This is a genomic window from Zavarzinia sp. (genome assembly GCF_049306435.1).
Classification (GTDB): domain Bacteria; phylum Pseudomonadota; class Alphaproteobacteria; order Zavarziniales; family Zavarziniaceae; genus Zavarzinia.
In genome coordinates this window covers 1-26,706 of record NZ_JBAQRT010000336.1, presented here as the reverse complement: position 1 = coordinate 26,706, position 26,706 = coordinate 1, and the positions used below count along the sequence as shown (strand labels likewise).

Genomic DNA, 26,706 nt, shown 5'->3' with positions numbered 1-26,706 from the left:
TCTCCTCAGATCTTCTTCCGGGTGGTGCGCTGCTCGATGCGCTTCTCGTAGGTCGCGCCCTTGATGATGCGCTGGACGAAGATGCCGGGCGTGTGGATGTGGTCGGGGTCGATGGTGCCGGGCTCGACCAGGTTTTCCACCTCGGCGACGGTGACCTTGCCGGCGGTCGCCATCATCGGGTTGAAGTTCCGGGCGGTCTTCCGGTAGACGAGATTGCCGGCGGTATCGCCGCAATGGGCCTTCACGATGGAAAGATCGGCGACGAGGCCGGTTTCCATCACATAGGTCTCGCCGTTGAACTGGCGCAATTCCTTGCCTTCGGCGACCAGGGTGCCGACGCCGGTCTTGGTGAAGAAGGCGGGGATGCCGGCGCCGCCGGCACGGATCCGCTCCGCGAGCGTCCCTTGCGGGTTGAACTCGAGCTCGAGCGCGCCCGAGAGATATTGCTGGGCGAAGAGCTTGTTCTCGCCGACGTAGGACGAAATCATCTTCCTGACCGACTTGGTCTCGAGGAGGACGCCAAGACCGAAACCGTCGACGCCCGCGTTGTTCGAGATGAAGGTGAGGCCCTTCACGCCCGCGAGGCGGATGCCCTCGATCAGGTTTTCGGGAATGCCGCAGAGGCCGAAGCCCCCGGCCATGATCACCATGTCGTCGCGCAGCAGCCCCGCAAGGGCCGTTACCGCGTCCGGGTAGACCTTTTTGCTCATCGTCGCCTGTTTCCCGTCCATCTGCCTTACGCAGGGGATTCCTTCCCCACCGACAGGATGCAGCGCGGGGAGATTTCGCGCAACGCGGCAAAGGTCATTGCTCGATCGGGCAATTGAGTGTTGCGAAACAGCGCCAGTTGTGCTGCCTGATGCTTCGTTTTCGCGAGGGGTGAATCCCCTCCCTTCCCCGTGTCCTGGAGATCCATGATGGCAAAAACTCCCGTCCGCGTAGCGGTGACCGGCGCCGCCGGCCAGATCGCTTATTCGCTGCTGTTCCGCATCGCCAATGGCGACCTTCTCGGCAAGGACACCCCGGTCATCCTGCAGCTTCTCGACCTGCCCCAGGCGATCAACGCCGTCGGCGGTGTCGTCATGGAGATCGAGGACTGCGCCTTCCCGACGCTGGCCGGCGTCGTCATCACCGATGATCCGGAAGTCGCCTTCAAGGACGCCGACATCGCCATCCTCGTCGGCGCCCGTCCCCGCTCCAAGGGCATGGAGCGCGCCGACCTGCTGGCCGCCAATGCCGCCATCTTCAAGGTTCAGGGCGCGGCCCTGAACAAGGTCGCCTCGCGCGATGTCAAGGTCCTGGTGGTCGGCAACCCGGCCAACACCAATGCCTATATCGCGATGAAGTCGGCCCCCGACCTGCCGGCCAAGAATTTCACCGCCATGCTGCGCCTCGACCACAACCGTGCCCTGTCGCAGCTCGCCGCCAAGGCCGGCGTCGCCGTCTCCTCGCTGGAGAAGCTGGCGGTGTGGGGCAACCATTCCCCGACCATGTATGCCGACTACCGCCTGACCACCTCGAACGGCGAATCGGTCAAGGCCAAGATCAACGACGAAGCCTGGAACCGCGACACTTTCCTGCCGACCGTCGGCAAGCGCGGCGCCGCCATCATCGAAGCGCGCGGCCTGTCCTCGGCCGCCTCGGCCGCCAATGCGGCGATCGACCACGTGCATGACTGGGTGCTGGGCACCAAGGGCGGCTGGGTCTCGATGGGCGTGCCCTCGGACGGTTCCTACGGCGTGCCGGAAGGCATCATCTTCGGCATGCCCTGCGTCTGCGAGAATGGCGAATACAAGGTCGTGAAGGGCCTCGAGATGGACGACTTCTCGAAGGAGCGCTTCAAGATCACCCTCGACGAGCTGCTGTCGGAAGCCGAAGGCGTCGCCGACCTGCTGAAGTAAGCGGAGACGGGCCGGGGCATCCCCCCGGCCCCTGTCCCGGCCATGATCTATCTGCCCGCGCTCGACGGTCTGCGAGCCATCGCCGTCCTGATGGTCATGGTCTTTCACGCCGGGGCACCGCTCCTCCGCGGCGAATTTTACGGCGTCGATGTCTTTTTCGTCCTCAGCGGCCTGTTGCTCGGCGCGGCGTTGCCCGCCTATCTCGGGCGCTTGTCCTATGGACTTTACCTGTTCCACGATCCGGTGATGCTCTACCTGCGGCAGACGGCGGGCCGGGAGGTCGCGCTGATCGCCCTGTCCTTCCACACCCTCGAAGCCTGGATCAGGCCTCGGCGACGAGCCCTTTGATCCCCCGTACTTTAGTTGCATTGCAGAAAACGATTGTGCACCGCGACAAAATGGCTGTTGTCGCGGCGGCGTCAAAACCTACCTAATGGACCCATTACGCTTGTTCAGGTGATGCCATGTCCATGTTGCGTCTCTTCGCCAATCGTGCCGACGACGCTTTGTTCGGCAATTTCCTCGCCCGCGCGGGCTGGGCGCTGGTCGGCCTCGCGCTCGGCCTGTGGCAGGGTCCGCTCGGCCTGATCGGCCTGACGGTCGGCCTTGTCCTGCTCAGCAGCCTGCTCGGCCTCATCGGCAGCCTGCCGGCCGCGCCGCGCCTGGCGCGGACCGGCCATGCCGCCATGGGCCTCGCGCGGCCGCACGGCGCCTGATCGCAGGCTTTGGCCGCCGTCCCTTGACAGCGGCCTGTCGCCTCAGCGCAGCAATTCGCCGGCGATGATCAGCTTGCGCACTTCCGACGTGCCGGCACCGATTTCCAGCAGTTTCGACGCGCGATAGAGGCGGTTCACCTCGGACTCGCGCATGTAGCCGGCGCCGCCGAAGATCTGCACCGCGTCCGAGACCACGCGGGTGCAGCCCTCCGCCGCATAGAGGATGCAGGCGGCGGTCAGCTTGTGAATATCGCCTCGGCCGCCGGCGCCTTCCTCCAGATCATTGGCTTCCGCCAAGGTCCGGTAGCAGAAGGTCTTCATCGTCTCGATCGTCGTCCACATTTCGGCGAGCTTCGCCTGGATCATCTGGAACTGGCTGATCGGCTTGCCGAACTGCTGGCGCGTCTTGGCATAGTCGAGGGCGAGGTCGAAGGCCCGCTCCGCCATGCCGAGGTTGATCATGGCGACGATGGCCCGTTCGAGATCGAGGCCGGACATGACGACGGCGACACCCCGGTTCTCGACCCCGACCAGGTTTTCCGCCGGCACGCGGCAATCCTCGAACACGAGTTCGGCGGTGGTCGAGCCGCGGAAGCCCATCTTGTCCAGCTTCTGGGCGACCTTGAAGCCGGGGAAATGCTTCTCGATCACGAAGGCGGAAATCCCCTTGGCGCCCGCCGCCTTGTCGGTCTTGGCATAGACCAGCAGGTAATCGGCGACCGGCCCGTTGGTGATATAGAGCTTGCTGCCGTTCAGGACATAGTGGTCGCCGTCGCGCCGCGCCGTCGTCGCCATGGAGCCGAGGGCATCGGAGCCCGCGCCCGGCTCGGTCAGACCGAGGGCGCCGATCTTGCTGCCGTCGATCAGCCCGGGCAGGTAGCGCTTGCGGATGTCCTCGCTGCCGTTGCGGGCGATATTGTTCAGGCACAGGTTTTCATGGGCGACATAGGACAGCGCGACCGCGTGGTTCCAGCGCGCCAAACCTTGCGCGATCAGGCCCGAGGTGAAGAAATCGCTGCCGGCGCCGCCCAGATCCGGCTCGGCGGTGACGCCGAGGAAGCCCATGCGGCCCAGCGCCGGCATCACCTGCGGCGGCCACCATTCCTCATTGTCCATCCTGGGCGCGAGGTCGAACAATTCACCCTTGGCGAACCTGTCGGCCTGATCGAGGATTTCCTGCTGGTCCGGGGTCAGGCGGTATCCGTTCAGGCTGCTGCTGTTCACGCGCAGGTCTTCGGCGGCGGCACTCGCGCTCATTTCTATCTCCTCCCGTCCCGGGGCGACGGCTTTACCGCATGTCCCCGGTTGACATGTCTAAAATGAAGCATATTCAATATGGCGACGGAAACAAGGGGGGACATGCACGCCATGCCCGTGATCAGCGCCGAGAGAATGCAGAGTCGGATCGACGCCATCGTCGAGGCCGCGTCGGCGACTTTTTCCGCCAAGGGCTTCGAGGCCGCCTCGATCGCCGAGATCGCCCGTGCCGCCGAGGTCTCGGACGGCCTGATCTACCGCTATTTCTCGAACAAGCGCGACCTGCTGCTGCGCGTGCTCAAGGTCTTCTACGAGCGGGTCGTCGCCGATCTCGAGGCCGAATCGGCCAAGGGCGCGAATTTCCGCGAGCGCCTGCACCATCTGATCCGCCGCCATCTGGGCAATTTCGTCGCCGACCGGGAACTGTGCCGCCTGTTCCTGTCGGAGGTTCGGGTCGCCGGTGATTATAAGGGCTCGGACATCCAGGCTCTGAACCGGCGTTACGCCAATGTCCTGAAGACCCTGATCGAGGAAGGCATCGCCCGGGGCGAGGTGCGGCCCGACGTTTCCCCCCGCCTGGTGCGCGACGTCATCTTCGGCGCGGTCGAGCATATCAGCTGGCCCTATGTCACCGGTGTCGGAACCCTCGATGTCGCGGCGACGGCCGATACGGTCACCGCCCTGATCTGCGGCGGCATCTGCCTGCCGGCCCCCGTCTGACCAGAATATTCCGACAAGAAAAAGAAAGTCCGAGGCGATGCCCCAGTCCTTTCCCTTCGATACCGTCCTCGTCGCCAATCGGGGCGAGATCGCGCTGCGCATCCTGCGCACCCTGCGCCGGCTCGGTCTCAAGGGTGCGATCGTCTATCACGCCGCCGACAAGGGCGCGCCGGCCATCGCCGCCGCCGATATCGCGATCGAGATCAAGGGCGTGACGCCGGTCGCCGCCTTCCTCGACGGCGCCCAGATCATCGCCGCCGCCAGGACGGCCGGGGCCGGCGCGATCCATCCCGGTTACGGTTTCCTGTCGGAAAACGCCGGCTTCGCCCGGGCGGTCGCCGCCGCCGGCATCGCCTTCGTCGGCCCCCTGCCCGATGCCATCGAATTGATGGGCGACAAGGTGCGCGCCCGCAGGTTCGTCGCCGACCGGGGCTTTCCCGTCGCCCCCTCGGCGATCGAGGACGACGATCCCGCCAGCTTCAATGCCCGTGCCCGGGCGGTCGGCACGCCCTTGCTGATCAAGCCGTCGGCCGGCGGCGGCGGCAAGGGCATGCGCATCGTCCGCGACCTTGCCCTCCTGGACGAGGAGATCGAGCGCGCCCGTTCTGAAGGCCAGCGCTATTTCGGCGACGGCCGGCTTTACGTCGAGCGTTTCGTCGAGAACCCGCGCCATATCGAGGTGCAGGTGATGGGCGACGGCCATGGCAACGTCATCCATCTGTGGGAACGCGAATGTTCCGTCCAGCGCCGCTTCCAGAAGGTGGTGGAGGAGACCCCATCGCCCGCCCTGACGCCTGAACAGCGCCGCGACATCTGCGAGACCGCGGCCGGCATCGCCCGGGCGGCCAACTATCGCAACGCCGGCACGGTCGAATTCATCTATGGCAACGGCGAGTTCTTCTTCCTCGAGATGAATACCCGCCTGCAGGTCGAACATCCGGTAACCGAGGAGGTTACCGGCCTCGACCTGGTCGAGGTGCAATTGCGCGTCGCCGCCGGTGAGGTTCTGCCGCTGACGCAGAGCGAGGTGCCGTCCAGCGGCCATGCCATCGAATTGCGCATCTACGCCGAAAGCCCGTCGCGCGGCTTCGTGCCGACCACCGGGCGCCTGCTCAGCCTCGACTGGCCGGAGGGCCCCGGCATCCGCGTCGATGCCGGCATCGCCAGGGGCCAGGCCGTCACCACCGCCTTCGATCCCATGCTGGCCAAGCTGATCGTCCATGGCGCCACCCGGGCCGAAGCCATCGCCCGCGCCCGCAAGGCGCTGGCCGAGACTGTCGTGCTGGGCTGCGAGACCAATATCGCCTTCCTCGACCGGCTGCTGGCCGACGCGGTCTTCGCCGCGGGGGAGGTTCATACCGGCACCCTCGACGCAAGGCCCGACCTCGCCGCCGAACCGGCGCTGGACGAAGGCTTGCGCCGCCGCCTGCTGGCCGCCGCCGCCCTCACCATCCGGCCGGTGCGCGACGCCGCCGATCGTATTCCCGCCCTGCACGCCGCCATGGGCGGCTGGCGGAACTAGCGTCGCTTCGCGGGCCATGGACGCTCTCCCCAATTCTCGTCATGCCGGCGAAGGCCGGCATCTTGTGAAGGCCTGGGCGCCCTGCTCGGCACAAGGTCCCGGCCTGCGCCGGGACGACGATCTTCAATATTCAATCATTCGAACATCAGCTTCGGAAAGACGCGGGAAACGCCCATGCGCCATCTCTTCCTGATCGACGAGGCCGAGCATGAAGCCGGACTCGTCCCGGCCGGCGACGGTCTTCACCATCTGCTTGTCGGCGATGACACCTTGGCCGTCGCCTTCGACGGCACGCAGCTCGTCACGGACGGCCGGCGCGACCGGGTCCATGTCGCGGTCGAAGGCAATGTCGCCCATATCCACCTGGACGGCCGCGCCTTCCGCGTCGAATTCCGCGAGGCCATGGCCCGCTTCGCCAAGGGGGGCGCCGAGGGCGGTGCCGACACGCTGGTCGCGCCCATGCCCGGTTCGGTCGTCGCCGTCAATGTCGAGCCGGGCGCGAATGTTTCCGCCGGTCAGATCATGATGGTGATCGAATCCATGAAGCTGGAGACCGCGATCAAGGCCCCGCGCGACGGCATCGTCGCGACGACCCATGTCGCCGCCGGCAAGACCTTCAACAAGGGCGCCGCCCTGATCACCCTCGCCCCCCTCGAGGAGTCTTAAGCCATGCGCCTCATTCACAGCCAGATCGACACGACCTCGGCCGAGTTCCAGGCCAATGCGATCCACAACCGCAACCTCGCCGAAACCTTGCGCGACAAGCACCGCAAGGCCCGCTTCGAGCGGCCGCAGCGTGACCTCGATCGTCTCGCCCGCCAGCACAAGCTGTCGGTGCGCGAGCGGATCGAGGCCCTGCTCGATCCCGGCACGCCCTTCTTCGAACTCTCGACCCTCGCCGCCAATCAGGCTTACGGCGGCGACGTGCCGGGGGCGGCCATCGTCACCGGCATCGGCATCGTCGCCGGCCAGGAGGTGGTGATCCACGCCGACGATCCCAGCGTGAAGGGCGGCTCCTGGTATCCCCTGTCGGTCAAGAAGATCGTCCGCGCCCTCGACATCGCGATCGAGAACCGCCTGCCGGTCGTTCATCTGTGCGATTCCGCCGGCGGCTTCCTGCCGCTCCAGGCCGATCTCTTCGCCGACAAATATCTGGCCGGCCGCATTTTCCGCAATCAGGCCACCCTGTCGAAACTGGGCATTCCCCAGGTCGCCATCGTGCTCGGCCATTGCACCGCGGGCGGCGCCTATATCCCCGCCCTGTCGGAATATAATGTCATCGTGCGCGGCACGGGCGCCATCTTCCTGGGCGGCCCGCCGCTGGTGAAGGCGGCGACCGGCGAGGTCGTCACCGTCGACGAGCTGGGCGGCTGCGACACCCATACCCAGATTTCCGGCACCGCCGACTATCCGGCCGATACCGAGATGCACGCCATCGCCATCGCCCGCGACATCGTCGGCACCTGGAAGCGGGTGGAGAAGCTGAAGATCGAGCGGATCGCGCCGGAAGCGCCGCTCTACGACCCGGCCGAGCTTTACGGCATCATCCCGCGCGACATCAAGGTGCAGTTCGACATGCGCGAAGTGATCGCCCGCGTCGTCGACGGCAGCCGCTTCCACGAGTATCAGCCAGCCTATGGCACCACCCTCGTCTGCGGCTTCGCCCATCTCTGGGGCATGCGAGTCGGCATCATCGGCAACAATGGCGTCCTGTTCAACGACAGCTCGCTGAAGGGTGCCCATTTCATGCAGCTGTGCGACCAGAACCGCACGCCGATCCTGTTCCTGCAAAACATAACGGGTTACATGGTCGGGCGCGAATACGAGCACCGCGGCATCACCAAGGACGGCGCCAAGATGATCATGGCGGTCTCGGGGCTGGAGGTGCCGAAGATCACGGTGATCGTCAACGGCTCCTTCGGCGCGGGCAATTACGGCATGTCGGGCCGGGCCTTCGACCCCCGCTTCCTATTCATGTGGCCGCAGAGCCAGATTTCGGTCATGGGCGCCGACCAGGCGGCCAATGTCCTGACCGAACTGAAGGTGAAACAGGCGACGCGGGGCGGCGGCGAGCTTTCGGCCGAGGCGATCGCGGCGATCCGCGAGCCGATCCTCGACGACTACCGCCGCCAGTCCAGCGCGCTCTACTCGACGTCTGAAATGTGGGACGACGGCATCCTCGATCCGGTCGACACCCGCAACGCCCTCGGCGTCGCCTTCAGCGCCACCCTGAACCGCCCGATCGACCGCCCGCATTTCGGCGTCTTCCGGATGTGAGGGCAACCCGGCCCGCCTCGAAAGGGGCGGGCCGGGGGCAAGATCCCGGGGCTCGCGCCCCCCCTCATTGATGCGTCTCGGGTTGCCCCGCGCCTTGGGCCTTGTGTAAGCTGATCAGGCCAGTTCGATGCGCAATGTGCGGCCGACGGCGGATGCGGCTCGCTGTACGGTATCGAGTTGCACTTTCTCGTTGTTCGGGTCCAGCAGACGATCCAACTGGGCCCGGCTGGTCTTCATGCGGCGCGCCATGGCGGTCTTCGTGAGGCCTTCGGCATCCATGGCTTCGGCAATCTGCGTTGCCAGCACACGCTTGAGGGCGTGGGCGGCGGCTTCCTCGAACATTCCCTCTTCCTTCAGGAAGTCGTCCAGGGAGGAGCCAATGTGCTTGTTGGTCACGCCATTACATCCTTTTGACGGGTTTTGGCCGTGTTCAGGTCTCCGGCCGGTGTCTTCTGCGTCTTCTTGATGAAGCCGTGCAGCAGCACCATCCGGCCTTCCGCGATACAGAAAATTACCCGCGCGATGCGTCCCCGCGGCAAGTTGCTACGAACTTCCCAGAGACCGCTTCCCAGGGAGCGACAAACGGGCATACCGATCGGCCAGCCGAATTCCACGGTGGCAAGATCGAAGCCAACGACCCGCCGATCCTCGAAAGCAAGATCCTTCAGCCATTCGCGCACCGGCTCGGCACCGCCAGAGGAGCGATAGAAACTGGCATTGATCTTCTTCGCTTGCCGGTCCATTTCGTACCGTACATGATACAGATTGCCTCAGGCGACCGCCCCGGTCAACCGGCCGGCTTCGACAATCCGCAGGCAAAATGTCCTGAGTGTCCGGGCCGTCAGGCCCCACCCAATACCTCGCGGCCCACCGAAGACCGCGCCGACCTCAAACCGGCTCGAAGCGGGCGACCAGCTGTTCGACCCGGGCCGCGGCCTTTTCGAGCCCCTGGGCAGAGCGCGTCTCGTAGGAAGAGACGCGGTTGCTGTGCTCGTGATGCAGACGGGAGATTTCGCCGCGGAGTTGCTCGACCTCGGCCTGCAGGGCCTCGATCTCGTTCAGCCGGTCCGACAGATCGTCGGCGGCGAGAAGTCCGACGAGCAGCAGGACCTGCGCCTCGGCGACCGGGGTATTGGCGGGAATGCCGAGGGATTCGACCTTGGCCTGGAGATATTCCGCGAGGTCGGCGATCTTGGCTTCGTCGCCCTGGGCACAGGACACGCGATAGTCGCGGCCGTTCACCCGCACCTTCATCTGCCGCATGGGCATCCTCACTCGGCAATGGCGCGGTCGAGCCGCCCGATGGTCTGGTCGAGCCGCTTGGTGGCGGTCTCATTGGCGGTCTCGAGCCGGAACAGATCGGCCTGGCGCTGCGCCCCGAGCTTTTCGGCCTGGACGAGGGCGGCCTTCAGCTCGGCCATTTCCTTCCGCGCGAGGTCGAGCTCATTCAGGGCTTCATCGGCGAAGGCCTCGGCATCCATGAGGCGGCGTTCCATCTCGGCATCGAGGGTGGGGGTGGGAACCGCGCCCTGCTCCCTGAGGGCGACATTCTCGGCCGCGAGCTCGGCGATGCGGGCTTCGAGCTGGCGATTGTCCGACCGGGCATCCTCGAGCGCCTGGGCCAGTTCGTCGATATCGCGGGTCAGGCGGTCGTATTCGTCGACCAATGTGGCGTGCACCATCGGGTCGACCGCCGACGGCATGGCGCCGGTCGCCGCCTCCAGGCGATCGAGGGCGACGGCAAGTCTTGCTTCGGCGGCGGCCAGACGGTCCATGGGCGACCTCAAATCAATATGTGCGAAGGGTTGCGCACGAATCATTCTATAGAATGTGCCTGCTTCGATTCCGGGTCAATTCCCGCGCGGCCGAAATCGGCGCTTTCCATACCTTGTCATGGCCCTTGCGCGCCCATGATGGTTGACAGTCGCGCGCCTGTCTGTAATGCAACGCCGCGATCCGTCATCGCGCGCGCGGGGCACGGAATTTCGCGAATTTCGCAAGTAATCGGGCGATTTCCCCATGAACGAGACCAGCACCCCCCTTTCGTCGTCGGCGCCGACCAAGAGGGACATGGCCAATGCGATCCGCGCCCTGGCGATGGATGCGGTCGAGGCGGCGAAGTCCGGCCATCCGGGTATGCCGATGGGCATGGCCGACGCGGCGACCGCGCTCTTCACCGAACATCTGCGCTATGACCCGAAGAACCCCGGCTGGCCCGACCGCGACCGTTTCGTGTTGTCGGCCGGTCATGGCTCGATGCTGCTCTATGCCCTGCTCTATTTGACCGGCTATCCGGACATCGACCTCGACGAGATCAGGAAATTCCGCCAGCTCGGCGCCCGCACCGCCGGCCATCCGGAATATGGCCACGCCGATGGCATCGAGACGACGACCGGCCCCCTCGGCCAGGGCATCGCCAACGCGGTCGGCATGGCGATGGCGGAGGCGCATCTGCGCGCCCGTTTCGGCGACGCGCTGATGAGCCATTTCACCTATGTCATCGCCGGCGACGGCTGCCTGATGGAAGGCATCTCGCAGGAGGCGATCTCGCTCGCTGGCCACCTGAAGCTGAACAAGCTGATCGTGCTCTGGGACGACAACAAGATCACCATCGACGGCGCGACCGATCTGTCCACCTCGGAAGATACGCCACTGCGCTTCAAGGCGGCCGGCTGGGCGGTCGACGCGGTCGACGGCCATGACGCCGCCGCGGTCTCGGCCGCCATCGCCAGGGCGAAGCTGTCGGCCGACAAGCCGACCATGATCGCCTGCCGGACCACGATCGGTTTCGGCGCGCCGACCAAGGCCGGCAAGTCGTCGGCCCACGGCAGCCCGCTCGGCGCCGCCGAAATCGAAGGCGCGCGCAAGGCGCTGGGCTGGCCCCATGGCCCGTTCGAGATCCCGGACGCCATCCTGTCGGCCTGGCGGGATGCCGCCACCGCCCGCGCCGCCGAGGGCAAGAGCTGGGGCGACCGTTTCCTGGCCGCGCCCAAGGCGGTGCAGGAAGACTTCGAGAATGCCTTCTCGGGCTTCGTGCCCGGCGCCCTGATCGGCGAGATCAATGCCTTCAAGGCGAAAATTTCCGAGGGCAAGCCGTCGGTCGCCACCCGCAAGTCGTCGGAAATGACGCTTGAGGTGATCAACAAGGTGGTGCCGACCACGATCGGCGGCTCGGCCGATCTGACCGGCTCCAACAACACGCTGACCAAGGGCCTCGGCACCTTCGCGCCCGGCTCCTACGAAGGCCGCTACGTTTACTGGGGCGTGCGCGAACATGGCATGGCCGCCGCGATGAACGGCATGGCCCTGCATGGCGGTGTCATCCCCTATGGCGGCACCTTCCTCGCCTTCGCCGACTATTGCCGGCCCTCGATCCGCCTCGCCGCCCTGATGGGCATCCGCTCGATCTTCGTCATGACCCATGACTCGATCGGCCTTGGCGAAGACGGCCCGACCCACCAGCCGGTCGAGCAGATTGCCTCGCTGCGCGCCATTCCGGGGCTCAATGTCTTCCGCCCCTGTGATACGGTCGAGACGGCGGAAGCCTGGGCGGTCGCTGTCGCCTCGCAAACAACGCCGTCACTGCTCGCCCTGTCGCGCCAGAACCTGCCGACCCTGCGCACCACCCACACGGACGTGAACCTGACGGCCAAGGGCGCCTATGAACTGCTGCCGGCGACCGGCGGCATCGCGCGGGTCAGCCTGTTCTCGTCGGGCTCCGAGGTCGAAATCGCGGTCAAGGCGCGCGACATTCTGGCGCAGGAGGGGATCCCCGCCCGCGTCGTCTCCGTGCCCTGCATGGAGCTGTTCGCCGCGCAGGATCAGGCCTATCAGGAGACCGTGGTCGGCAGCGCGCCCTGCGTCGGTGTCGAGGCTGGTATCGCGATGGGTTGGGAACCGATCCTGGGGGTACCGACTTACTTCGTCGGCATGGACGGGTTCGGGGCCTCTGCGCCCGCATCCGACCTTTACAAGCATTTTGGCATTACCGCGGAAGCGGTCGCCGAAGCGGCCAAGGCCGCGATCGGCAAATGACCGGCGGCCTTTGCCGCCATCCGCAAGTGATAGGCTGACAGGAGGATTGAATGACGGTTCGGGTAGCGATCAACGGTTTCGGGCGTATCGGCCGCAATGTTCTGCGCGCCATCGCCGAATCCGGCCGTAAAGATGTCGAAGTCGTTGCCATCAACGACCTCGGCCCGGTCGAGACCAACGCGCATCTGCTGCGCTTCGACTCGGTGCACGGCCGCTTCCCGGGCGAGGTTTCGGTCGACGGCGACTTCATCGTCGTGAACGGCCAGAAGATCCGCGTGACCGCCGTGCGCAATCCGGCCGAGCTGCCGCACGCCGAACTCGGCGTCGACATCGCCATGGAATGCACCGGCATCTTCACCTCGAAGGACAAGGCCTCGGCGCATCTGACCGCCGGCGCCAAGCGCGTCCTCGTCTCGGCCCCGGCCGACAACGCCGACCTCACCGTCGTCTATGGCGTCAACCATAACGCCCTGAAGGCCGAGCATCTGGTGGTCTCCAACGCCTCCTGCACCACCAACTGCCTCGCCCCGGTGGCCAAGGTCCTGAACGATGCCATCGGCATCGACAAGGGCTTCATGACCACGATCCACAGCTACACCAACGACCAGCCGTCGCTCGATCAGATGCACAAGGATCTGTACCGCGCCCGCGCCGCCGCCCTGTCCATGATCCCGACCTCGACCGGCGCCGCCAAGGCCGTCGGCCTCGTGCTGCCGGAGTTGAAGGGCAAGCTGGACGGCGTCTCGGTCCGCGTGCCGACCCCGAACGTCTCGGTCGTCGATCTGAAGTTCGTCGCCAAGCGCGCGACCACGGTCGAGGAAGTGAACAACGCCATCATCGCGGCCGCCAACGGCCCGCTGAAGGGCGTTCTCTGCTTCACGGCGGCGCCGAATGTCTCGATCGACTTCAACCATGATCCGGCGTCCTCGACCTTCGCCCTCGACCAGACCAAGGTCATGGACGGTACCCTCGTCCGGATCCTGACCTGGTACGACAACGAATGGGGCTTCTCGAACCGCATGAGCGACACCGCCGTCGCCATGGCGAAGCTGATCTGAGGAGCATCCGATGAGCGTGCAAACCGCCAAGCGTGACGAGCCCGCCGCCACGGCGGGGAGCCGCTTTCTCGGCATCGACGATCTCGGCGACCTTCACGGTCGCCGGGTGCTCCTTCGGGTCGACCTGAACGCCCCGATGGTGGACGGCGTCGTCACCGACCTGACCCGCCTGCAGGCCAATGCCGTCACCATCAAGGCCCTGGCCGCCAAGGGCGCCAAGGTCATCGTGCTGTCGCACTTCGGCCGGCCCAAGGGCTGGGACGCCTCGCAGAGCCTGCGCGCCGTCGCCGACGCCCTGCCGGTGATCATCGGCCTGCCGGTCGCCTTCGCCGCCGATTGCGTCGGCCCCGTGGCCAAGGCCGCGGTCGATGCCATGGCGCCCGGCGCCGTGCTGGTCCTCGAGAACACCCGCTTCCACGCGGGCGAGGAAAAGAACGATCCCGAATTCAACGCCCAGCTCGCTTCGCTCGGCGAATTCTATGTGAACGACGCCTTCTCCTGCGCACACCGCGCCCATGCCTCGACCGCGGGTCTGGCCAAGCTGCTGCCCCATGCCGCCGGCATCTGGATGAAGAAGGAACTCGACGCCCTCGAAGCCGCCCTCGGCAATCCGGCGCATCCCGTGGTCGCCGTCGTCGGCGGCGCCAAGGTCTCGTCCAAGCTCGAGGTCATCGGCAATCTCGTCGGCAAGGTCGACTATCTGGTGATCGGCGGCGGCATGGCGAATACTTTCCTGTTCGCGCAGGGCAAGGCCATCGGCAAGAGCCTCGCTGAACGCGACATGGCCGATACCGCCCTTGCCATCATCGCCAAGGCGAAGGCGGCGGGCACGGAAATCGTCCTGCCGGTCGACGGCGTCGTTGCCCGCGAGTTCAAGGCCTATGCTCCTTGCGAGACCGTTTCGGTCGATGCCCTGCCTGAAGACGCGATGATGCTGGACGTCGGCCCCGAATCGGTGAAGCGGGTCGCCGAGGTTTTCGCCAAGGCGAAGACCGTCGTCTGGAACGGCCCCTTCGGCGCCTTCGAGATCGCGCCCTTCGACACGGCGACCAACGCGGCCGCCCGCGAAGTGGCCAAACTGACCCGCGAGGGCAAGCTGCTGTCGGTCGCCGGTGGCGGCGACACCGTCTCCGCCCTCAACCATGCCGGCGCGGCCGACGATTTCTCCTTCGTCTCGACCGCGGGCGGCGCCTTCCTCGAATGGCTCGAGGGCAAGGACCTGCCGGGCGTGAAAGCGCTGGCGAAGTAGCAAGATTTCAGAAGCCGGCGGGAACGAAATCCCCGCCGGCTTCTTTCTTTTCCGATGCGCCGCAGCATGGACGACTCCGCCGCACCTTGCTAAAAGCGCGCCCATTCCACTGAAGCAGTCCATCATTGGGGGACCAAATGTCGAAGATCACCAAGAAGGTGAAGGACATCCTTTCGTTCTACGAAAGCGACAACCCGGGTACCAAGACCAACCTCGCCCGCATTCTTGGCGCCGGCCGCCTGGGCGGCACCGGCAAGCTGATCATCCTGCCGGTCGATCAGGGCTTCGAGCATGGTCCCGCGCGCAGCTTCGCGCCGAACCCCGCCGCCTATGACCCGCATTACCACTTCCAGATCGCGATCGACGCCGGCCTGTCGGCCTATGCCTCGGTCCTCGGGATGCTGGAAGCCGGCGCCGATACGTTCGCCGGCCAGATCCCGACCATCCTGAAGGTCAATTCGTCCAACTCGCTGTCGCGCGCCAAGGAAGCCCCCGACCAGGCGGTGACCGCAAGCGTGAAGGACGCCATCCGTCTCGGCTGCTCGGCCATCGGCTTCACCATGTATCCCGGCTCGGACCAGATGTTCGACCAGATGGAAGAGCTGCGCGAGCTGACCGCCGAAGCCAAGGCCTGCGGCCTCGCCGTCGTCGTCTGGTCCTATCCGCGCGGTGGCAACCTGTCGAAGGACGGCGAACTGGCGCTCGACGTCGGCGCCTATGCCGCCCATATGGCCGCCCTGACCGGCGCTCATATCATCAAGGTGAAGCTCCCCTCCGACTTCATCGAGCAGAGCGAGGCCAAGAAGGTCTACGAGAAGCACCCGGTGCCGACCGCGACCCTCGCTGACCGCGTACGCCATGTGACCCAGGCCTGCTTCGCCGGCAAGCGCATCGTCGTCTTCTCGGGCGGCGCGGCCAAGTCGGAAGATTCGGTCTATGACGACGCCCGCGCGATCCGCGACGGCGGCGGCAACGGTTCGATCATCGGCCGCAACACCTTCCAGCGCTCGCGCGAAGACGCGCTCGCCATGCTGGACAAGCTGGTCCGCATCTACAAGGGCCAGGAGTAAGACCTTGGCGGCAGGAAAGCCGGTGCAGGACGACCCCAAGGCCCCCTGCCGCCTCTATCTGATCACGCCGCCCGCGCTCGAGGTGAAGGCTTTCAGCGAAGAGCTGAAGGCCGCCCTCGACGCGGGCGACGTCGCCTGTGTCCAGCTGCGCCTGAAGGACGTCACCGACGATCACATCATGCGCACCGCCGATGCTTTGATGCCCATCGTCCAGCGGGCGGGCGCCGCCTTCATCCTGAACGACCGGCCGGACCTCGCCCAGGCGCTGGGCGCCGACGGCGTCCATGTCGGCCAGGACGACACGCCCTACGCCGAGGCCCGCCGCATCATGGGGCCGAGCGCCATCGTCGGCGTGACCTGCCACGACAGCCGCCATCTCGCCATGGAAGCGGGCGAGGCCGGGGCCGATTACGTCGCCTTCGGTGCTTTCTTCCCGACGACGACCAAGGACCCCAGGGCTCGCGCGCCCTTCGAACTGGTCACCTGGTGGTCGGAAATGATGACCGTGCCGCAGGTCGCCATCGGCGGCATCACTGTCGAGAACTGCCGCCCGCTGGTCGAGGCCGGCGCCGATTTCCTGGCGGTTTCCGCCGGCATCTGGCAGCACCCCGAAGGCCCGGCCGCGGCGGTGAAGGGCTTCAACGCCATCTTCGGTTCGTAGCGCCCCCTTTCATATCGCCAACGTCGCCCCGGCGAAGGCCGGGGCCTCGATCAGGCAAAGGCGCCCGCCCCTCACGAGACTCCGGCCTTCGTCGACGTGACGAAAAGGGGAGCGCCCGCCATCTTCGGTTCGTAGCGCGCCTTTAGGCCCGGCTCGCCTAGCCTTCGATCATCCAGCAACGATCGGAGGAATGATCATGCCGGGAACCATGCCGCATCAGGTCGTCGCGCCGCGCACCTTCTTCGAGATCGAGGTCGGCCGGCGCGACGGCGAGATCCTGGGTCATTTTCACGGCCGCGCCATCTACGAACAGGTGCGCGACAAATATGGCGCCCGATTCGCCTTCCTCGGCCTTGCCCCTGTCCTGCCGGACGGAAGGGTCGATATCCGGGCGATCGGCCGCGACCAATGGCTGGTCGACGGGGCCTTGCTCTATGTCCGCCAGGGCCGGCCGCGACCGGCCTGACGGCGCGGGGCGTCACGGAAATTGACGCGGGAGCCAACTCCGTCTGTCATGTCCGCCACAACGGGGACTGGGGATCGGGGCGGGCATGTCGGATGGTTGGCGTATCCTGATCGGGGTCCTCGGCGGTGTAACCCTTGTCGCCCTGCTTTATGTCTCCGCCTTCTATCGCGCGGCGGCGGTGGCCCGGCGGCGGCGGCGTGAGGGTCTGGGTCTGCGCATTCCGATCCATGTCCATGCCCCGCACAGCGGGCGGGGCGCCGGCCTCATCGACGAATGGCGGGTCCTGTGGTCGGGCCTGTCGGGCCTCGTCATCGACCAGCCGCGCGCCCTGCCGCTGATCGCCGCCCTCATCGTCGGCGTGCCGGCCTTCCTGCTGCTGATCGATCCCATCCTGTCCGAGCCGCTGTTCTGGGGCGGCCTGCTGTCGCCCGAGACGCGGGGCGCGATCCCCGGCTGGCTGCGGCTGCTGTGGCTGGCGCTGGCGATCACCCTGGTCGTCGGCCATGTCCTCTTCATCTGGTACCGGGCGCCCCGGCTCCTGTCGCGCCACTGGCTGGTGCTGAACGACGATGGCGTGATCGAGGCGACGGGCACCGCCCTGCCCGCCCTCGACCCGGCGCGGGCCTTCGACCTGACCGACGAACTGCCGCCCGCGAGGGGCGAGCCGGCCCCGGCCGAGACCCTGGCGACGGTGATCACGCAAGGGACGCTGGCCGTCGCCTTCGTCCATCTGCCGGGCCAGCCGCGCTGGTATCAGTTGCGCTATGCCGGGATCGTGCCGGCCGACTGGTGGCGGGTCGATGTCGGCCCTGGCTTCGACCTGTTCGACGATTTCCTCGACCAGCATTACCGCGACGAGACGGGCAGCGCCCGGCGTCCGCCGCCCGCCGCCACCGAGCCTTTCCTGCCGCCGGCCCCCGCGCTCGCCCTCCAGGGGCCCCCGGCCCTCGATCTCGACCTCGATCTCGATCGCCATATCCTGATCATCTATGCCGGCGGCACCATCGGGATGCGCCCCTCGCCCGACGGGCTGGTGCCGCAGGACGACCTGCCCGTCGCCCTCGCCGAACGCCTGGCGCCCATGGCGGCGGAATTGCCCGGCTTCAGCTTCACCGCCCTGCCCCGGACGATCGACAGCGCCGAGGCGACCCCGGCCGACTGGGGCACCATCGCCCATGTCATCGCCGCCCATCACGAGCATTACGACGGCTTCATCGTCCTCCATGGCACCGACACCATGGCCTATACCGCCTCGGCCCTGTCGTTCCTGCTGCGCGGCCTGGACCGGCCGGTGATCGTCACCGGCGCCCAGCGGCCGCTGGAAGCGGAGGGCAGCGATGCCCTCGGCAATGTCGTCGCCGCCCTGAGTTTCGCCGCGACCGATATCGACGAAGTCTGCCTCGCCTTCAACGGGCTGCTGCTGCGCGGCAACCGGGCGACCAAGGTCTCGTCCCATGATTTCGCCGCCTTCGACAGTCCCAATCACCCGCCGCTGGCCCGGCTCTCGCCCCGGCTGATCGTCGATCCCGCCGCCCTCGACCGGCCGGCCGCCCCGCTGTCGCTCGAAATTCCAGCGGCGCTTGGCCGGGCGACCGTGTTCAGCCTGCGTCTCGTGCCGGGCTTTCCGCCCGCCGTGCTCGATGCCGCGCTGGCGGTTCGGCCGGATGCCATCGTGCTGGAATGCTATGGCAGCGGCACCGTGCCCTCGCTCGACGGGCGGATGCAGGATTTCCTGCAGCGGGCGCGGCGGGCCGGCGTCGCCGTCGTCGCCCTGAGCCAGGCGCCACACGGCGGCACCCGGCTCGGCACCTATGCCGCCGGCTCCGTTCTGCTGCGCGAAGGCGTGATCGACGGCCACGACATGACCGTGGAAGCGGCGATCGCCAAGCTGCACTGCCTGATCGCCGCCGGTCATCGGGGCGACGGACTCGCCACAGCCATGGCGAGAAACATCGCTGGCGAACGCGGGTAGATTTCCGCCCCCTTCGTCCGGTCTGGGGATACGCTGAAACTTCCGCCGCCTGGTGATTCGATTTCCTTGTCCCGTTGCTTTGCCTCGAGACCCGCCTCGACAGGGTGCCGTCCCGGCCCTCCACGGGGAGCCCTCAAGAAACGACGATGGATCACTTCTCAGCCTTACTCTCAGCCGGGGGTCTGTCCCTCGCCCTTTTCGTGGCGTTCCTCGCCGTCGACACGCTGATCGCCGAACGGCTGCGCCCCGAGCGGCAGCAGCTTTCGCGCGACGTGACCATTTTCGCCCTCTCTGCCGCTGTGATGTTTCTCCATTTCCACAGCGCCGAGGGGATCATGCTCGACCAGCGGGGGTCCGTGATCGCAATCGCCACGCTGTTCGGCGGACCGCTCATGGGCCTATTCGTGACCATCGAAATCGCCTGTATCCGGGCCGCGATGGGGGGCATCGCGGTCTATGCCGGCGTTGCCGGGGTGATCGCGGACTTCATCGCCTGCACGGCCGTCGCCCGCCTGACCGGCGCCCGGGTGCTCGGCAGGCCGGTGCCCTTCTTCAGCATCCTGGCCACGGGTGTCGCGGCCGGCGTCACCGAAGCCCTGTCCCTCCTCCTGGTCCCGCCCCGCGACGAGGCCGTTGGCCTTCTCCTCAAGTACGGGGTCGATCTCTTTGGCGTGCAGGTGGTCGCGACCTGCATGTTCGGCTGGTTGTTGACCATGCAGCTCGAGCGCCGGGCCGGACGCCGGGCACAGTCGATGATCGACCTCGAGGAACTCGCGCTCAGCCACGGCCTTGTTTCGTCGCAGGTCGAATTCACCCTGAAATTCGCCCTCGATGGCCGTATCCTCGACGCCAATCAGGCCTATGCCCGGCGCAGCGGCTATTCGCTCGAAGAACTGTCCAGGATGAATCTGACCAGCCTCAAGGTGATGGTCCCCGGCGACAATGTGCGCGACCTCTTCGCCCGCATTCGCGCCGCCGGCAAGACCACCTATGAGACGAGACACCGCACCCGCACCGGCGAAATCTGGCCGCTCGAGGTGACGGCGGTCTATGACGACGTCGGCGACTATGTCCTCGCCTTCGTCCGCGACATCACCGAGCGCAAGGAAGCGGAGCGCCACCTGGCCGAAAAAAGCGCGGACCTGCGCCAGGCCCTGGAACAGACGATCGACGCCCTAGCCTCGGCCCTCGTATACCGGGATCTGGCTTCGGAAGGCCATGCTCACAGAGTTCGCGATCTGGCGGTTCGGATCGGCGAGACCCTGGGCCTCGACAGGGACAGGATCGAAGGCTTGCGCCTGGCGGCGACCGTGCAGAATGTCGGGCAGATCCAGACCCCGGCCGAGATCCTGAACCGGCCGCGCGCCCTCGGCCCCGAGGAAATGGACCTGATCCGCCTGCACCCCGCGGCCGGCCACGCCATTCTGCGCGACATCCATTTTCCCTGGCCGATCGCCGACATCACCCTGCAGCACCACGAGAATTTCGACGGCAGCGGCTATCCTTCAGGCCTCGCGGGCGACGAGATCCTGCTGGATGCCCGGATCATCCGGGTCGCCGACAGCGTCGCCGCCATGATGGCGCATCGTCCCTTTCGGCGGGCTCACGATCGCGACTACGCGGTCGCCGAACTGCGTCGCCATGCCGGCGGCTTGTACGATCCCGCCGTCGCCGACGCCTGTCTGCGCCTGTTGGTCGACGAGCACTACGACTTTCCACCGACACCGAAAAGGGCCGCGCCATGACCCGCGACAAGGAATTGCTGGCGGCCTGGCTGGGACAGGGCGGCGGCATCGTCTCGGTGCTCGACGAATTGCCGCAGCGCCTGATGATCAAGGACCGCCGGTCGGTCTATGTCACCTGCAACCGGGCCTATGCCCGGGATCTCGGCCGGCCGGTCGCCGATATCGTCGGCAGGACCGACGCCGATTTCTTCGCGCCCGAACTCGCCGCGCTCTACGTCCAGGCCGATCAGCATGTCATGACGACGGGCGAGGCCCTGACGCTCGAGGAGCCCTTCGTGATCGGCGACCGCCATTCCTGGCTGCGCACCTCGAAAAGGCCGCTCCACGACGAAGCAGGCGAGGTCATCGGTGTCCTGGTGAGTTTCGAGGATGTCACCGAACAGCACCTTCTGACGGAATCGCTGCGCCGCCACGACTGGGCCCTGACCGCCCTGCACCGCGCGGGCGAAGCCCTGGTCCGCGCCGGCAGCGATCAGGAACTGATCGAGAATGTCTGCGCCGCGCTGACCCATGACGACGAATATCCACTGTGCTGGATCGGCTGGGCCGTCGATGACGCGGATCATTCGGTGCGCGTCGCGGCGAGTGCCGGCCGGGCCGCCGCCTATGCCGAAGGGCTGAACATTTCCTGGGGGGATGGCCCCCTGGGGCTTGGACCGACCGGCAGCGCCATCCGTGAAAACCGGGTGATCGTCAATAACCGGGCGGCGTCGCAGCATAGTTTCGCCCCCTGGAAGGAGCGAGCCCGCGAGCATGGCATCGCCGCCTCGATCGCGATCCCCCTGCAGGCGCAGAACCACGCCGCCGGGGCCCTGACCGTCTATTCCCGCAGCGAGGACAGTTTCGGCGACCGGGAGATCGGACTGTTCAAGGAATTCGCCGACACGCTGATGTTCGGCATCGAGGCACGGCGCAACGCGGCCGCGCTCGACGCGGCGACGCGCAGCCGCGTGCTGCAGGAAGAAAAGCTGCGCACCGCCCTCGAGGATGCCCTCGGCGCCATCGCCGGCGTCCTCGAACAGCGCGACCCCTATACCGCCGGCCACCAGAAGCATGTCGCCGCACTCGCCATCGCCATCGGCCGCGAGCTGGGCCTCGACGCCGAGAAGCTTCACGCCCTGCTTCTCGCCGCGACGGTCCACGACCTCGGCAAGATCGAGGTGCCGGTCGAAATCCTGACCAAGCCCGCCCGGCTGAACGCCGCCGAATTCGCCCTGGTGAAGCGCCACCCGGAAGTCGGTTATCAATTGCTGAAGCGGGTGGATTTTCCCTGGCCCATCGCCGACATCATCCGCCAGCACCATGAATCGATCGACGGCAGCGGCTATCCCCAGGGCCTGAAGGGCGACCAGATCCTGCTCGAGGCCAAGATCCTGACCGTCGCCGATATCGTCGAATCGATTTCGTCCGACCGGCCCTATCGTCCGGCGCTCGGCCTTGACCAGGCGATCACGGAAATCGTGAAGATCAGGGGCAGCAAGCTGGAACCCGCGGTGGTCGATGCCTGCCTGCGCGTGCTGTCCCGGGGCGAATTCGTGCCCCACACGCTTTAGCCCTCGGCGGGGCGCCGGGCGCGCAGGGCCGCCGCCAGCGTGCCGTCGTCGAGATAATCGAGCTCGCCGCCCACCGGCACGCCATGGGCCAACCGGGTCATGGCGATCCCGCGCGGGGCGATCAGGCCGGCGACATAATGGGCCGTAGTCTGGCCGTCGACCGTCGCGTTGAGGGCGAGCACGATTTCCCGCACCTCGCCGCCATCGAGCCGGGCCAGCAGCTGACCCATGTGCAGGTCATCGGGCCCAACGCCCGCGATCGCCGACAGATGCCCGCCCAGCACATGATAGCGCCCGCGAAAGGCCCCCGACCGCTCCACCGCCCAGAGATCGCCGACATCCTCGACGACGCAGAGGATGGCGGGATCGCGCGAGCCATCGCGGCAGATCGCGCAAGGATCGGCGGTATCGAGATTGCCGCAGATCGAGCAGGGGCGAACCCGCTCCAGCGTCTCGGCCATGGCGGCGGCGAGCGGGGCCATCAGCGTCTCGCGCCGGCCAAGCAGATGCAGCGCCACTCGCCGCGCCGACCGGGGGCCGAGCCCGGGCAGCCGGGACAGCAGCTGGATCAGCCGGTCGAGCGCGCCGCCGGGCTCCGGCCCCGCCACGGCCATCAGACGGGGACCGCCATCAGAACGGCAGCTTGAAACCGCCGGGCAGGCCGAGGCCAGCGGTGGCCTTCTGCATTTCCTCGGCCATGCGGACCTCGATCTTGGTCTTGGCGTCGCGATGGGCGGCGACGATCAGGTCCTCCAGCACCTCGGCCTCCTCGGCCAGGATCAGGCTGGGGTCGATCTTCACCCGCTTCAGGTCGCCCTTGCCGGTCATCACCACCGTCAGCAGACCGCCGCCGGAGCGCCCCTCGATCTCGATATGGTCGAGGCCGCTCTGCATTTCGGTCATCCGGGCCTGCATGGCCTGGGCCTGCTTCATGATTTCGTCGAAGTTCATGGGGCGGGCTCCTTCAAGTCCTCAGTCGTCTTCATTCTCGAGGTCGAAGATGTCGAGAATGGGGGCATCCTCGTCGTGGACTTCCTCCACCTCGGGCACATCCTCGGCCGGCCCCGCCGCCTTCCGCGCACGGATATCGACAAGGCGGATGCCGGGAAAGGCGGCTTCCAGCGCCCGCACCGGGGCGGAAGCCTTCAGCCGCTCGGCGATCGCGTTCTTCTCGGCCCGGGCGCGATCGCCCAGGGTCTCGCCGCCTTCATCGAAGGAGGTCTCGATGATCCACGGCCGTCCGGTCCAGTCCTTCAGCTTGTCGGAAATCTCGCGCAGGCGATGCTTCGGCGCGTTCTGGGACAGGCGCACCACGATCTTGCCCGGCGCGAAATTGACAGGATGCACGTCGTTCATCAGCAGGGCGTGCAGCATGATTTCGCGGTGCTGGCCGAACAGCGCCACCAGCGCCTCGAAATTCTCGGGCTGCGGCCGGGCGTCCGGATTTTCCACCTTGTTCAGATAGACGACATTGCCTTCCGCGCTGGCGACCGGCGCCCGCTCCGGCGAAGCGGACACGGCGACGGTGGAAACCGCCAGCGCGGTCGCGCCACCCCCGCCATTGCCGCCCCCCATGGGGGCGCGGGGCGCGGGGGCGCCGCCTGCCCGCTCCTCCTGATATTGCTTCACGAGATCGCCCGGCGTCGGCAGGTCGGCGGCATAGGCGAGGCGGATCAGGATCATCTCGGCGGCGGACAGCGGGCCGGGCGCCTGCCGCACCTCGCCGAGGCCCTTCAGCAGCATCTGCCAGGCCCGCGCCAGCACCGGCATCGACAGGGAGCGGGCAAGATCGAGGCCCCGGGTGCGATCATGTTCCGAAGCCGTGGCTTCGCTCGCCGCTTCCGGCACGATCTTCAGCCGGGTCAGCCAATGGGCGAGTTCGAGCAGGTCCTGCAGCACGACGGCGGGATCGGCGCCGGTATCATATTGATCGCCGAGTTCGGCGAGGGCCGCCTTGGCATCGCCCCGCATCACCATCTCGAACAGGTCGAAGACCCGGGCGCGGTCGGCGAGGCCGAGCATGTCGCGCACCGCCATCTCGTCGACCTGGCCCGCCGCATGGGCGATCGCCTGATCGAGCAGGGAGAGGGCGTCGCGCACCGAGCCTTCGGCCGCGCGGGCGATGAGCGCGAGGGCGGCGGGGGCGACGCTCGCCCCTTCCTTGCGGGCGATGCCATCGAGATGGGCGACCAGCCGTTCCTGTTCGATGCGGCGCAGGTCGAAGCGCTGGCAGCGCGACAGGACCGTGACCGGCACCTTGCGGATCTCGGTCGTCGCGAAGATGAATTTCACATGGGCCGGCGGCTCTTCAAGGGTCTTCAGCAAGGCGTTGAAGGCACTGGTCGAGAGCATGTGCACTTCGTCGATGATATAGACCTTGAAGCGCGCCTGGACGGCGGCGAAGCGCACGCCCTCGATGATTTCGCGGATGTCGTTGACGCCGGTGCGGCTGGCGGCGTCCATTTCCTGGACGTCGATATGCCGGCTTTCGGCGATGGCGACGCAGTTCACGCAGACGCCGCAGGGCTCGACCGTGGGGCCGCCCTTGCCATCCGGGCCGATGCAGTTCAGCCCCTTGGCGATGATGCGCGCCGTCGTCGTCTTGCCGACACCGCGCACGCCGGTCAGCATGAAGGCATGGGCCAGCCGGCCGGCGGCGATCGCATTGGTCAGGGTGCGAACCATCGCCTCCTGACCGATCAGCTCGGCGAAGTTCGAGGGCCGGTATTTCCGGGCCAATACGCGGTAAGGTTCGGCCGGAACGTCGGCCGGAATCACAGGGTCCGTCATCGGGCGCGATTGTGGCGGGGCGGGACGCCCAGGGCAACAGAATGCGCATTCATCCCTGCTGACAATCGCAAGGCAGACCACCACCTTCTGATGGCTTTGCATGACTTCCCGAGGGCGCGAATGACCATCCTTTCGCTATTGGCCGGCCTGGTGCTTCTCTGTGTCGGGGGGGAAATCCTGGTGCGGGGCGCCGTCCGCTCTGCCCGGGCCTTTCGGGTTTCGCCCTTGCTGATCGGCCTGACCGTTGTCGGCTTCGGCACCTCCACGCCTGAACTGGCAACCAGCGTGATCGCGGCGACGGAGGGCTCGCCCGGGATCGCCGTCGGCAATGTGGTCGGCTCGAATATCGCCAATATCCTGTTGATCCTCGGCATCTCGGCCCTTATCGCGCCGCTGGCCGTGAAGCCCGCCGCCTTTCACCGCGACGGGGCCGTGCTCGCGGCATCGACCTTCGCCTGCCTGCTGGCGGTTGTGGCCGGCTTCCTCTCGTCGCTGATCGGCGGCGTGCTGGTCGCCCTGCTGGTCGCCTATGTCGCCTGGGCCTATATCAAGGAGCGCTCGCCCCATGATGGCGGCCGCGAAACCCACGAGCACACGGCCGAGAACGCGGCGCCCCCGCCCCGGACCAGGCTCGCCCTGTCCATCGGACTGACCATTGGCGGTATCGCCGGCACGATCCTGGGCGCCCGCCTGCTGGTCTCGGCGGCGATCGAACTGGCGACGGGCATGGGCATTTCGCAGACCGTGATCGGCCTTACCGTGGTCGCGGTCGGGACATCGCTGCCGGAGCTGGTGGTCTGCGTCATCGCCGCGCTCCGCGGGCATGGCGATGTCTGCCTCGGCAATATCATCGGCTCGAACATCTACAATGTCTTCGGCATCCTGGGCCTGACCGCCATCATCCACCCGATCGCCGTGCCGGCGGAAATCGCCGCCCTGGACATATGGGTCCTGGTCGGCGCCACCTTGCTGCTGATGGTGTTCCTGCGCACATCCTGGCGCCTGAATCGTATCGAGGGTGGGGTTTTCGTCGCGGCCTACGCGGCCTATCTCGGCTACCTTGCTTCGGTAGCCTGAGCGCCATGGCGCGGGGTGGGAGGCTGGACAACGACCCAGATCGAATTCGTTACGGCTGCTTCCTTCCGGATCTGACCGGGTTGGCGAGAGACCTGTCCACCGCCAACCTCCCGGCCCCTATATCGTCGAGTTGAGCGTTTTCGGCAAGAGGTTTGCGCAAATTTCCCCCATACCCTTGATTTCCTTTCTTTTTTGGTTGTGTTCCCGGTGGACGGCAGGGCCTGTATTGGTGACAGTTGCGCCATGAAACGGACACGCGGCCCGCTCGGAACCCGGACGGCGGTGGCTTTGGCCCTCGCCCTCGTGGCCGTTTTGTCCTTCGAGGCCCGGGCTGCCGATCCGAACGAGCCCGCGCCCTGCCGCCGCCTGATCAAGGAGAAATGGGAAAACTCCCGTCCCCTCGATCTCGAAGGCTGCCTCGACCGGCTCGCCGGCTCGCCCTCGCCCTATGATGGCAATGGCTACAAGCTCGCGCTCTGGGGCACTGTGATGCTGGCGACAGACGGCACCGCGCTCTATCAGTCCGACGATGGCGGCCTGTCGTGGTCGGTGGCGCGCCAGCCGGCCGATGTCACCCGCGCCGCCCTGACCTTCGCCCCCAGCGACCCGCCGCCGCTCGCGCCCGAGACCCCGGCCC

At 66.8% G+C, this 26,706-nt stretch carries 28 protein-coding genes and 1 other RNA gene; 18 read left to right on the top strand and 11 right to left on the bottom strand.

What is annotated here, in order from left to right:
* Positions 1 to 5: 5 nt before the first annotated feature.
* Together WAZ62_RS19600 and WAZ62_RS19595 are read right to left on the bottom strand one after the other, a co-directional pair.
* Complete coding sequence (locus WAZ62_RS19600) at positions 6 to 710, bottom strand: CoA transferase subunit A (protein ID WP_422645218.1); 705 nt, start codon at positions 708 to 710, stop codon at positions 6 to 8.
* 26 nt (positions 711 to 736) lie between these two features.
* Positions 737 to 916, bottom strand: coding sequence for a hypothetical protein (locus WAZ62_RS19595; protein ID WP_422645217.1), 180 nt, complete (start codon positions 914 to 916; stop codon positions 737 to 739).
* 1 nt (position 917) lies between these two features.
* Here WAZ62_RS19595 and WAZ62_RS19590 point away from each other — a divergent pair, with 1 nt between their 5' ends.
* The 3 genes from WAZ62_RS19590 (at position 918) to WAZ62_RS19580 (ending at position 2,617) form a co-directional block, all read left to right on the top strand.
* Positions 918 to 1,901, top strand: coding sequence for a malate dehydrogenase (locus WAZ62_RS19590; protein ID WP_422645216.1), 984 nt, complete (start codon positions 918 to 920; stop codon positions 1,899 to 1,901).
* A gap of 42 nt (positions 1,902 to 1,943) precedes the next feature.
* Positions 1,944 to 2,249 (top strand): hypothetical protein, encoded by a 306-nt coding sequence (locus WAZ62_RS19585; RefSeq protein ID WP_422645215.1) that lies wholly within the window; start codon positions 1,944 to 1,946, stop codon positions 2,247 to 2,249.
* Positions 2,250 to 2,365: 116 nt separating this feature from the next.
* Positions 2,366 to 2,617, top strand: a complete 252-nt coding sequence (locus WAZ62_RS19580) for a hypothetical protein (RefSeq protein WP_422645214.1) — start codon at positions 2,366 to 2,368, stop codon at positions 2,615 to 2,617.
* Positions 2,618 to 2,659: 42 nt separating this feature from the next.
* On the opposite strand, the gene WAZ62_RS19575 is transcribed toward WAZ62_RS19580, so the two are convergent.
* A complete protein-coding gene (locus WAZ62_RS19575; RefSeq protein ID WP_422645213.1) occupies positions 2,660 to 3,874 on the bottom strand; it encodes an acyl-CoA dehydrogenase family protein in 1,215 nt (404 codons plus the stop codon).
* Between the two features lie 111 nt (positions 3,875 to 3,985).
* Between WAZ62_RS19575 and WAZ62_RS19570 the strand changes: the two genes are divergently transcribed.
* From WAZ62_RS19570 to WAZ62_RS19555, 4 genes are all read left to right on the top strand, one after another.
* Positions 3,986 to 4,594 carry a TetR/AcrR family transcriptional regulator gene (locus WAZ62_RS19570; protein WP_422645212.1) on the top strand — a complete coding sequence of 203 codons (609 nt, stop codon included), beginning with the start codon at positions 3,986 to 3,988 and terminating at the stop codon, positions 4,592 to 4,594.
* A gap of 37 nt (positions 4,595 to 4,631) precedes the next feature.
* On the top strand, positions 4,632 to 6,116 hold the full coding sequence (locus tag WAZ62_RS19565) for a biotin carboxylase N-terminal domain-containing protein (RefSeq protein WP_422645211.1): 1,485 nt from the start codon (positions 4,632 to 4,634) through the stop codon (positions 6,114 to 6,116).
* Between the two features lie 174 nt (positions 6,117 to 6,290).
* Positions 6,291 to 6,782: an acetyl-CoA carboxylase biotin carboxyl carrier protein subunit gene (locus WAZ62_RS19560; protein WP_422645210.1), complete on the top strand. Its 492-nt coding sequence runs from the start codon at positions 6,291 to 6,293 to the stop codon at positions 6,780 to 6,782.
* 3 nt (positions 6,783 to 6,785) lie between these two features.
* Positions 6,786 to 8,393 carry an acyl-CoA carboxylase subunit beta gene (locus WAZ62_RS19555; RefSeq protein ID WP_422645209.1) on the top strand — a complete coding sequence of 536 codons (1,608 nt, stop codon included), beginning with the start codon at positions 6,786 to 6,788 and terminating at the stop codon, positions 8,391 to 8,393.
* 114 nt (positions 8,394 to 8,507) lie between these two features.
* Here WAZ62_RS19555 and WAZ62_RS19550 read toward each other — a convergent pair whose 3' ends face one another.
* From WAZ62_RS19550 to WAZ62_RS19535, 4 genes are all read right to left on the bottom strand, one after another.
* Positions 8,508 to 8,789: an XRE family transcriptional regulator gene (locus WAZ62_RS19550; RefSeq protein ID WP_422645208.1), complete on the bottom strand. Its 282-nt coding sequence runs from the start codon at positions 8,787 to 8,789 to the stop codon at positions 8,508 to 8,510.
* Positions 8,786 to 9,136, bottom strand: a complete 351-nt coding sequence (locus tag WAZ62_RS19545; protein ID WP_422645207.1) for a type II toxin-antitoxin system RelE/ParE family toxin — start codon at positions 9,134 to 9,136, stop codon at positions 8,786 to 8,788. Before WAZ62_RS19545 ends, WAZ62_RS19550 begins: the two co-directional genes overlap by 4 nt.
* 145 nt (positions 9,137 to 9,281) lie before the next feature.
* The gene (locus WAZ62_RS19540) at positions 9,282 to 9,656 is read right to left on the bottom strand and encodes a cell division protein ZapA (RefSeq protein ID WP_422645206.1); all 375 of its coding nucleotides are present in this window, start codon (positions 9,654 to 9,656) and stop codon (positions 9,282 to 9,284) included.
* 8 nt (positions 9,657 to 9,664) lie between these two features.
* Positions 9,665 to 10,168, bottom strand: coding sequence for a hypothetical protein (locus WAZ62_RS19535; RefSeq protein WP_422645205.1), 504 nt, complete (start codon positions 10,166 to 10,168; stop codon positions 9,665 to 9,667).
* A 244-nt stretch (positions 10,169 to 10,412) separates the two neighbouring features.
* On the opposite strand from WAZ62_RS19535, the gene tkt reads away from it, so the two are divergent.
* From tkt to WAZ62_RS19490, 9 genes are all read left to right on the top strand, one after another.
* Positions 10,413 to 12,428, top strand: coding sequence for a transketolase (gene tkt, locus WAZ62_RS19530; RefSeq protein WP_422645204.1), 2,016 nt, complete (start codon positions 10,413 to 10,415; stop codon positions 12,426 to 12,428).
* A 50-nt stretch (positions 12,429 to 12,478) separates the two neighbouring features.
* On the top strand, positions 12,479 to 13,486 hold the full coding sequence (gene gap / locus WAZ62_RS19525; RefSeq protein ID WP_422645203.1) for a type I glyceraldehyde-3-phosphate dehydrogenase: 1,008 nt from the start codon (positions 12,479 to 12,481) through the stop codon (positions 13,484 to 13,486).
* A gap of 10 nt (positions 13,487 to 13,496) precedes the next feature.
* Positions 13,497 to 14,735, top strand: coding sequence for a phosphoglycerate kinase (locus WAZ62_RS19520; protein WP_422645202.1), 1,239 nt, complete (start codon positions 13,497 to 13,499; stop codon positions 14,733 to 14,735).
* A 137-nt stretch (positions 14,736 to 14,872) separates the two neighbouring features.
* Complete coding sequence (locus tag WAZ62_RS19515; protein ID WP_422645201.1) at positions 14,873 to 15,805, top strand: class I fructose-bisphosphate aldolase; 933 nt, start codon at positions 14,873 to 14,875, stop codon at positions 15,803 to 15,805.
* A 4-nt stretch (positions 15,806 to 15,809) separates the two neighbouring features.
* Positions 15,810 to 16,466 carry a thiamine phosphate synthase gene (thiE, locus tag WAZ62_RS19510; RefSeq protein ID WP_422645200.1) on the top strand — a complete coding sequence of 219 codons (657 nt, stop codon included), beginning with the start codon at positions 15,810 to 15,812 and terminating at the stop codon, positions 16,464 to 16,466.
* A 196-nt stretch (positions 16,467 to 16,662) separates the two neighbouring features.
* Positions 16,663 to 16,932 carry a hypothetical protein gene (locus WAZ62_RS19505; protein WP_422645199.1) on the top strand — a complete coding sequence of 90 codons (270 nt, stop codon included), beginning with the start codon at positions 16,663 to 16,665 and terminating at the stop codon, positions 16,930 to 16,932.
* Between the two features lie 85 nt (positions 16,933 to 17,017).
* Entirely contained in the window at positions 17,018 to 18,904 is a 1,887-nt protein-coding gene (locus WAZ62_RS19500) for an asparaginase (RefSeq protein WP_422645198.1), read from the top strand.
* A 200-nt stretch (positions 18,905 to 19,104) separates the two neighbouring features.
* Complete coding sequence (locus WAZ62_RS19495; protein ID WP_422645197.1) at positions 19,105 to 20,649, top strand: HD domain-containing phosphohydrolase; 1,545 nt, start codon at positions 19,105 to 19,107, stop codon at positions 20,647 to 20,649.
* Positions 20,646 to 22,202: an HD domain-containing phosphohydrolase gene (locus tag WAZ62_RS19490; protein WP_422645196.1), complete on the top strand. Its 1,557-nt coding sequence runs from the start codon at positions 20,646 to 20,648 to the stop codon at positions 22,200 to 22,202. The genes WAZ62_RS19495 and WAZ62_RS19490 overlap by 4 nt, the downstream gene beginning before the upstream one ends.
* Here WAZ62_RS19490 and recR read toward each other — a convergent pair.
* Genes recR through WAZ62_RS19475 form a run of 3 tightly spaced genes read right to left on the bottom strand, consistent with a single transcriptional unit; the run spans position 22,199 to position 24,992 of the window.
* The gene (gene recR / locus WAZ62_RS19485; protein WP_422645235.1) at positions 22,199 to 22,810 is read right to left on the bottom strand and encodes a recombination mediator RecR; all 612 of its coding nucleotides are present in this window, start codon (positions 22,808 to 22,810) and stop codon (positions 22,199 to 22,201) included. The genes WAZ62_RS19490 and recR overlap by 4 nt on opposite strands.
* A 22-nt stretch (positions 22,811 to 22,832) precedes the next feature.
* Positions 22,833 to 23,153, bottom strand: a complete 321-nt coding sequence (locus tag WAZ62_RS19480; protein WP_422645195.1) for a YbaB/EbfC family nucleoid-associated protein — start codon at positions 23,151 to 23,153, stop codon at positions 22,833 to 22,835.
* A gap of 21 nt (positions 23,154 to 23,174) precedes the next feature.
* Positions 23,175 to 24,992 carry a DNA polymerase III subunit gamma/tau gene (locus WAZ62_RS19475; RefSeq protein ID WP_422645194.1) on the bottom strand — a complete coding sequence of 606 codons (1,818 nt, stop codon included), beginning with the start codon at positions 24,990 to 24,992 and terminating at the stop codon, positions 23,175 to 23,177.
* A gap of 120 nt (positions 24,993 to 25,112) precedes the next feature.
* On the opposite strand from WAZ62_RS19475, the gene WAZ62_RS19470 reads away from it, so the two are divergent.
* Positions 25,113 to 26,069 carry a calcium/sodium antiporter gene (locus tag WAZ62_RS19470; RefSeq protein WP_422645193.1) on the top strand — a complete coding sequence of 319 codons (957 nt, stop codon included), beginning with the start codon at positions 25,113 to 25,115 and terminating at the stop codon, positions 26,067 to 26,069.
* A gap of 14 nt (positions 26,070 to 26,083) precedes the next feature.
* On the opposite strand, the gene ffs is transcribed toward WAZ62_RS19470, so the two are convergent.
* Positions 26,084 to 26,181, bottom strand: an RNA gene (gene ffs / locus WAZ62_RS19465) — signal recognition particle sRNA small type.
* 131 nt (positions 26,182 to 26,312) lie between these two features.
* Here ffs and WAZ62_RS19460 point away from each other — a divergent pair.
* Positions 26,313 to 26,706 (top strand): hypothetical protein (locus WAZ62_RS19460; protein WP_422645192.1); only part of this gene is annotated, 394 nt, incomplete at its 3' end.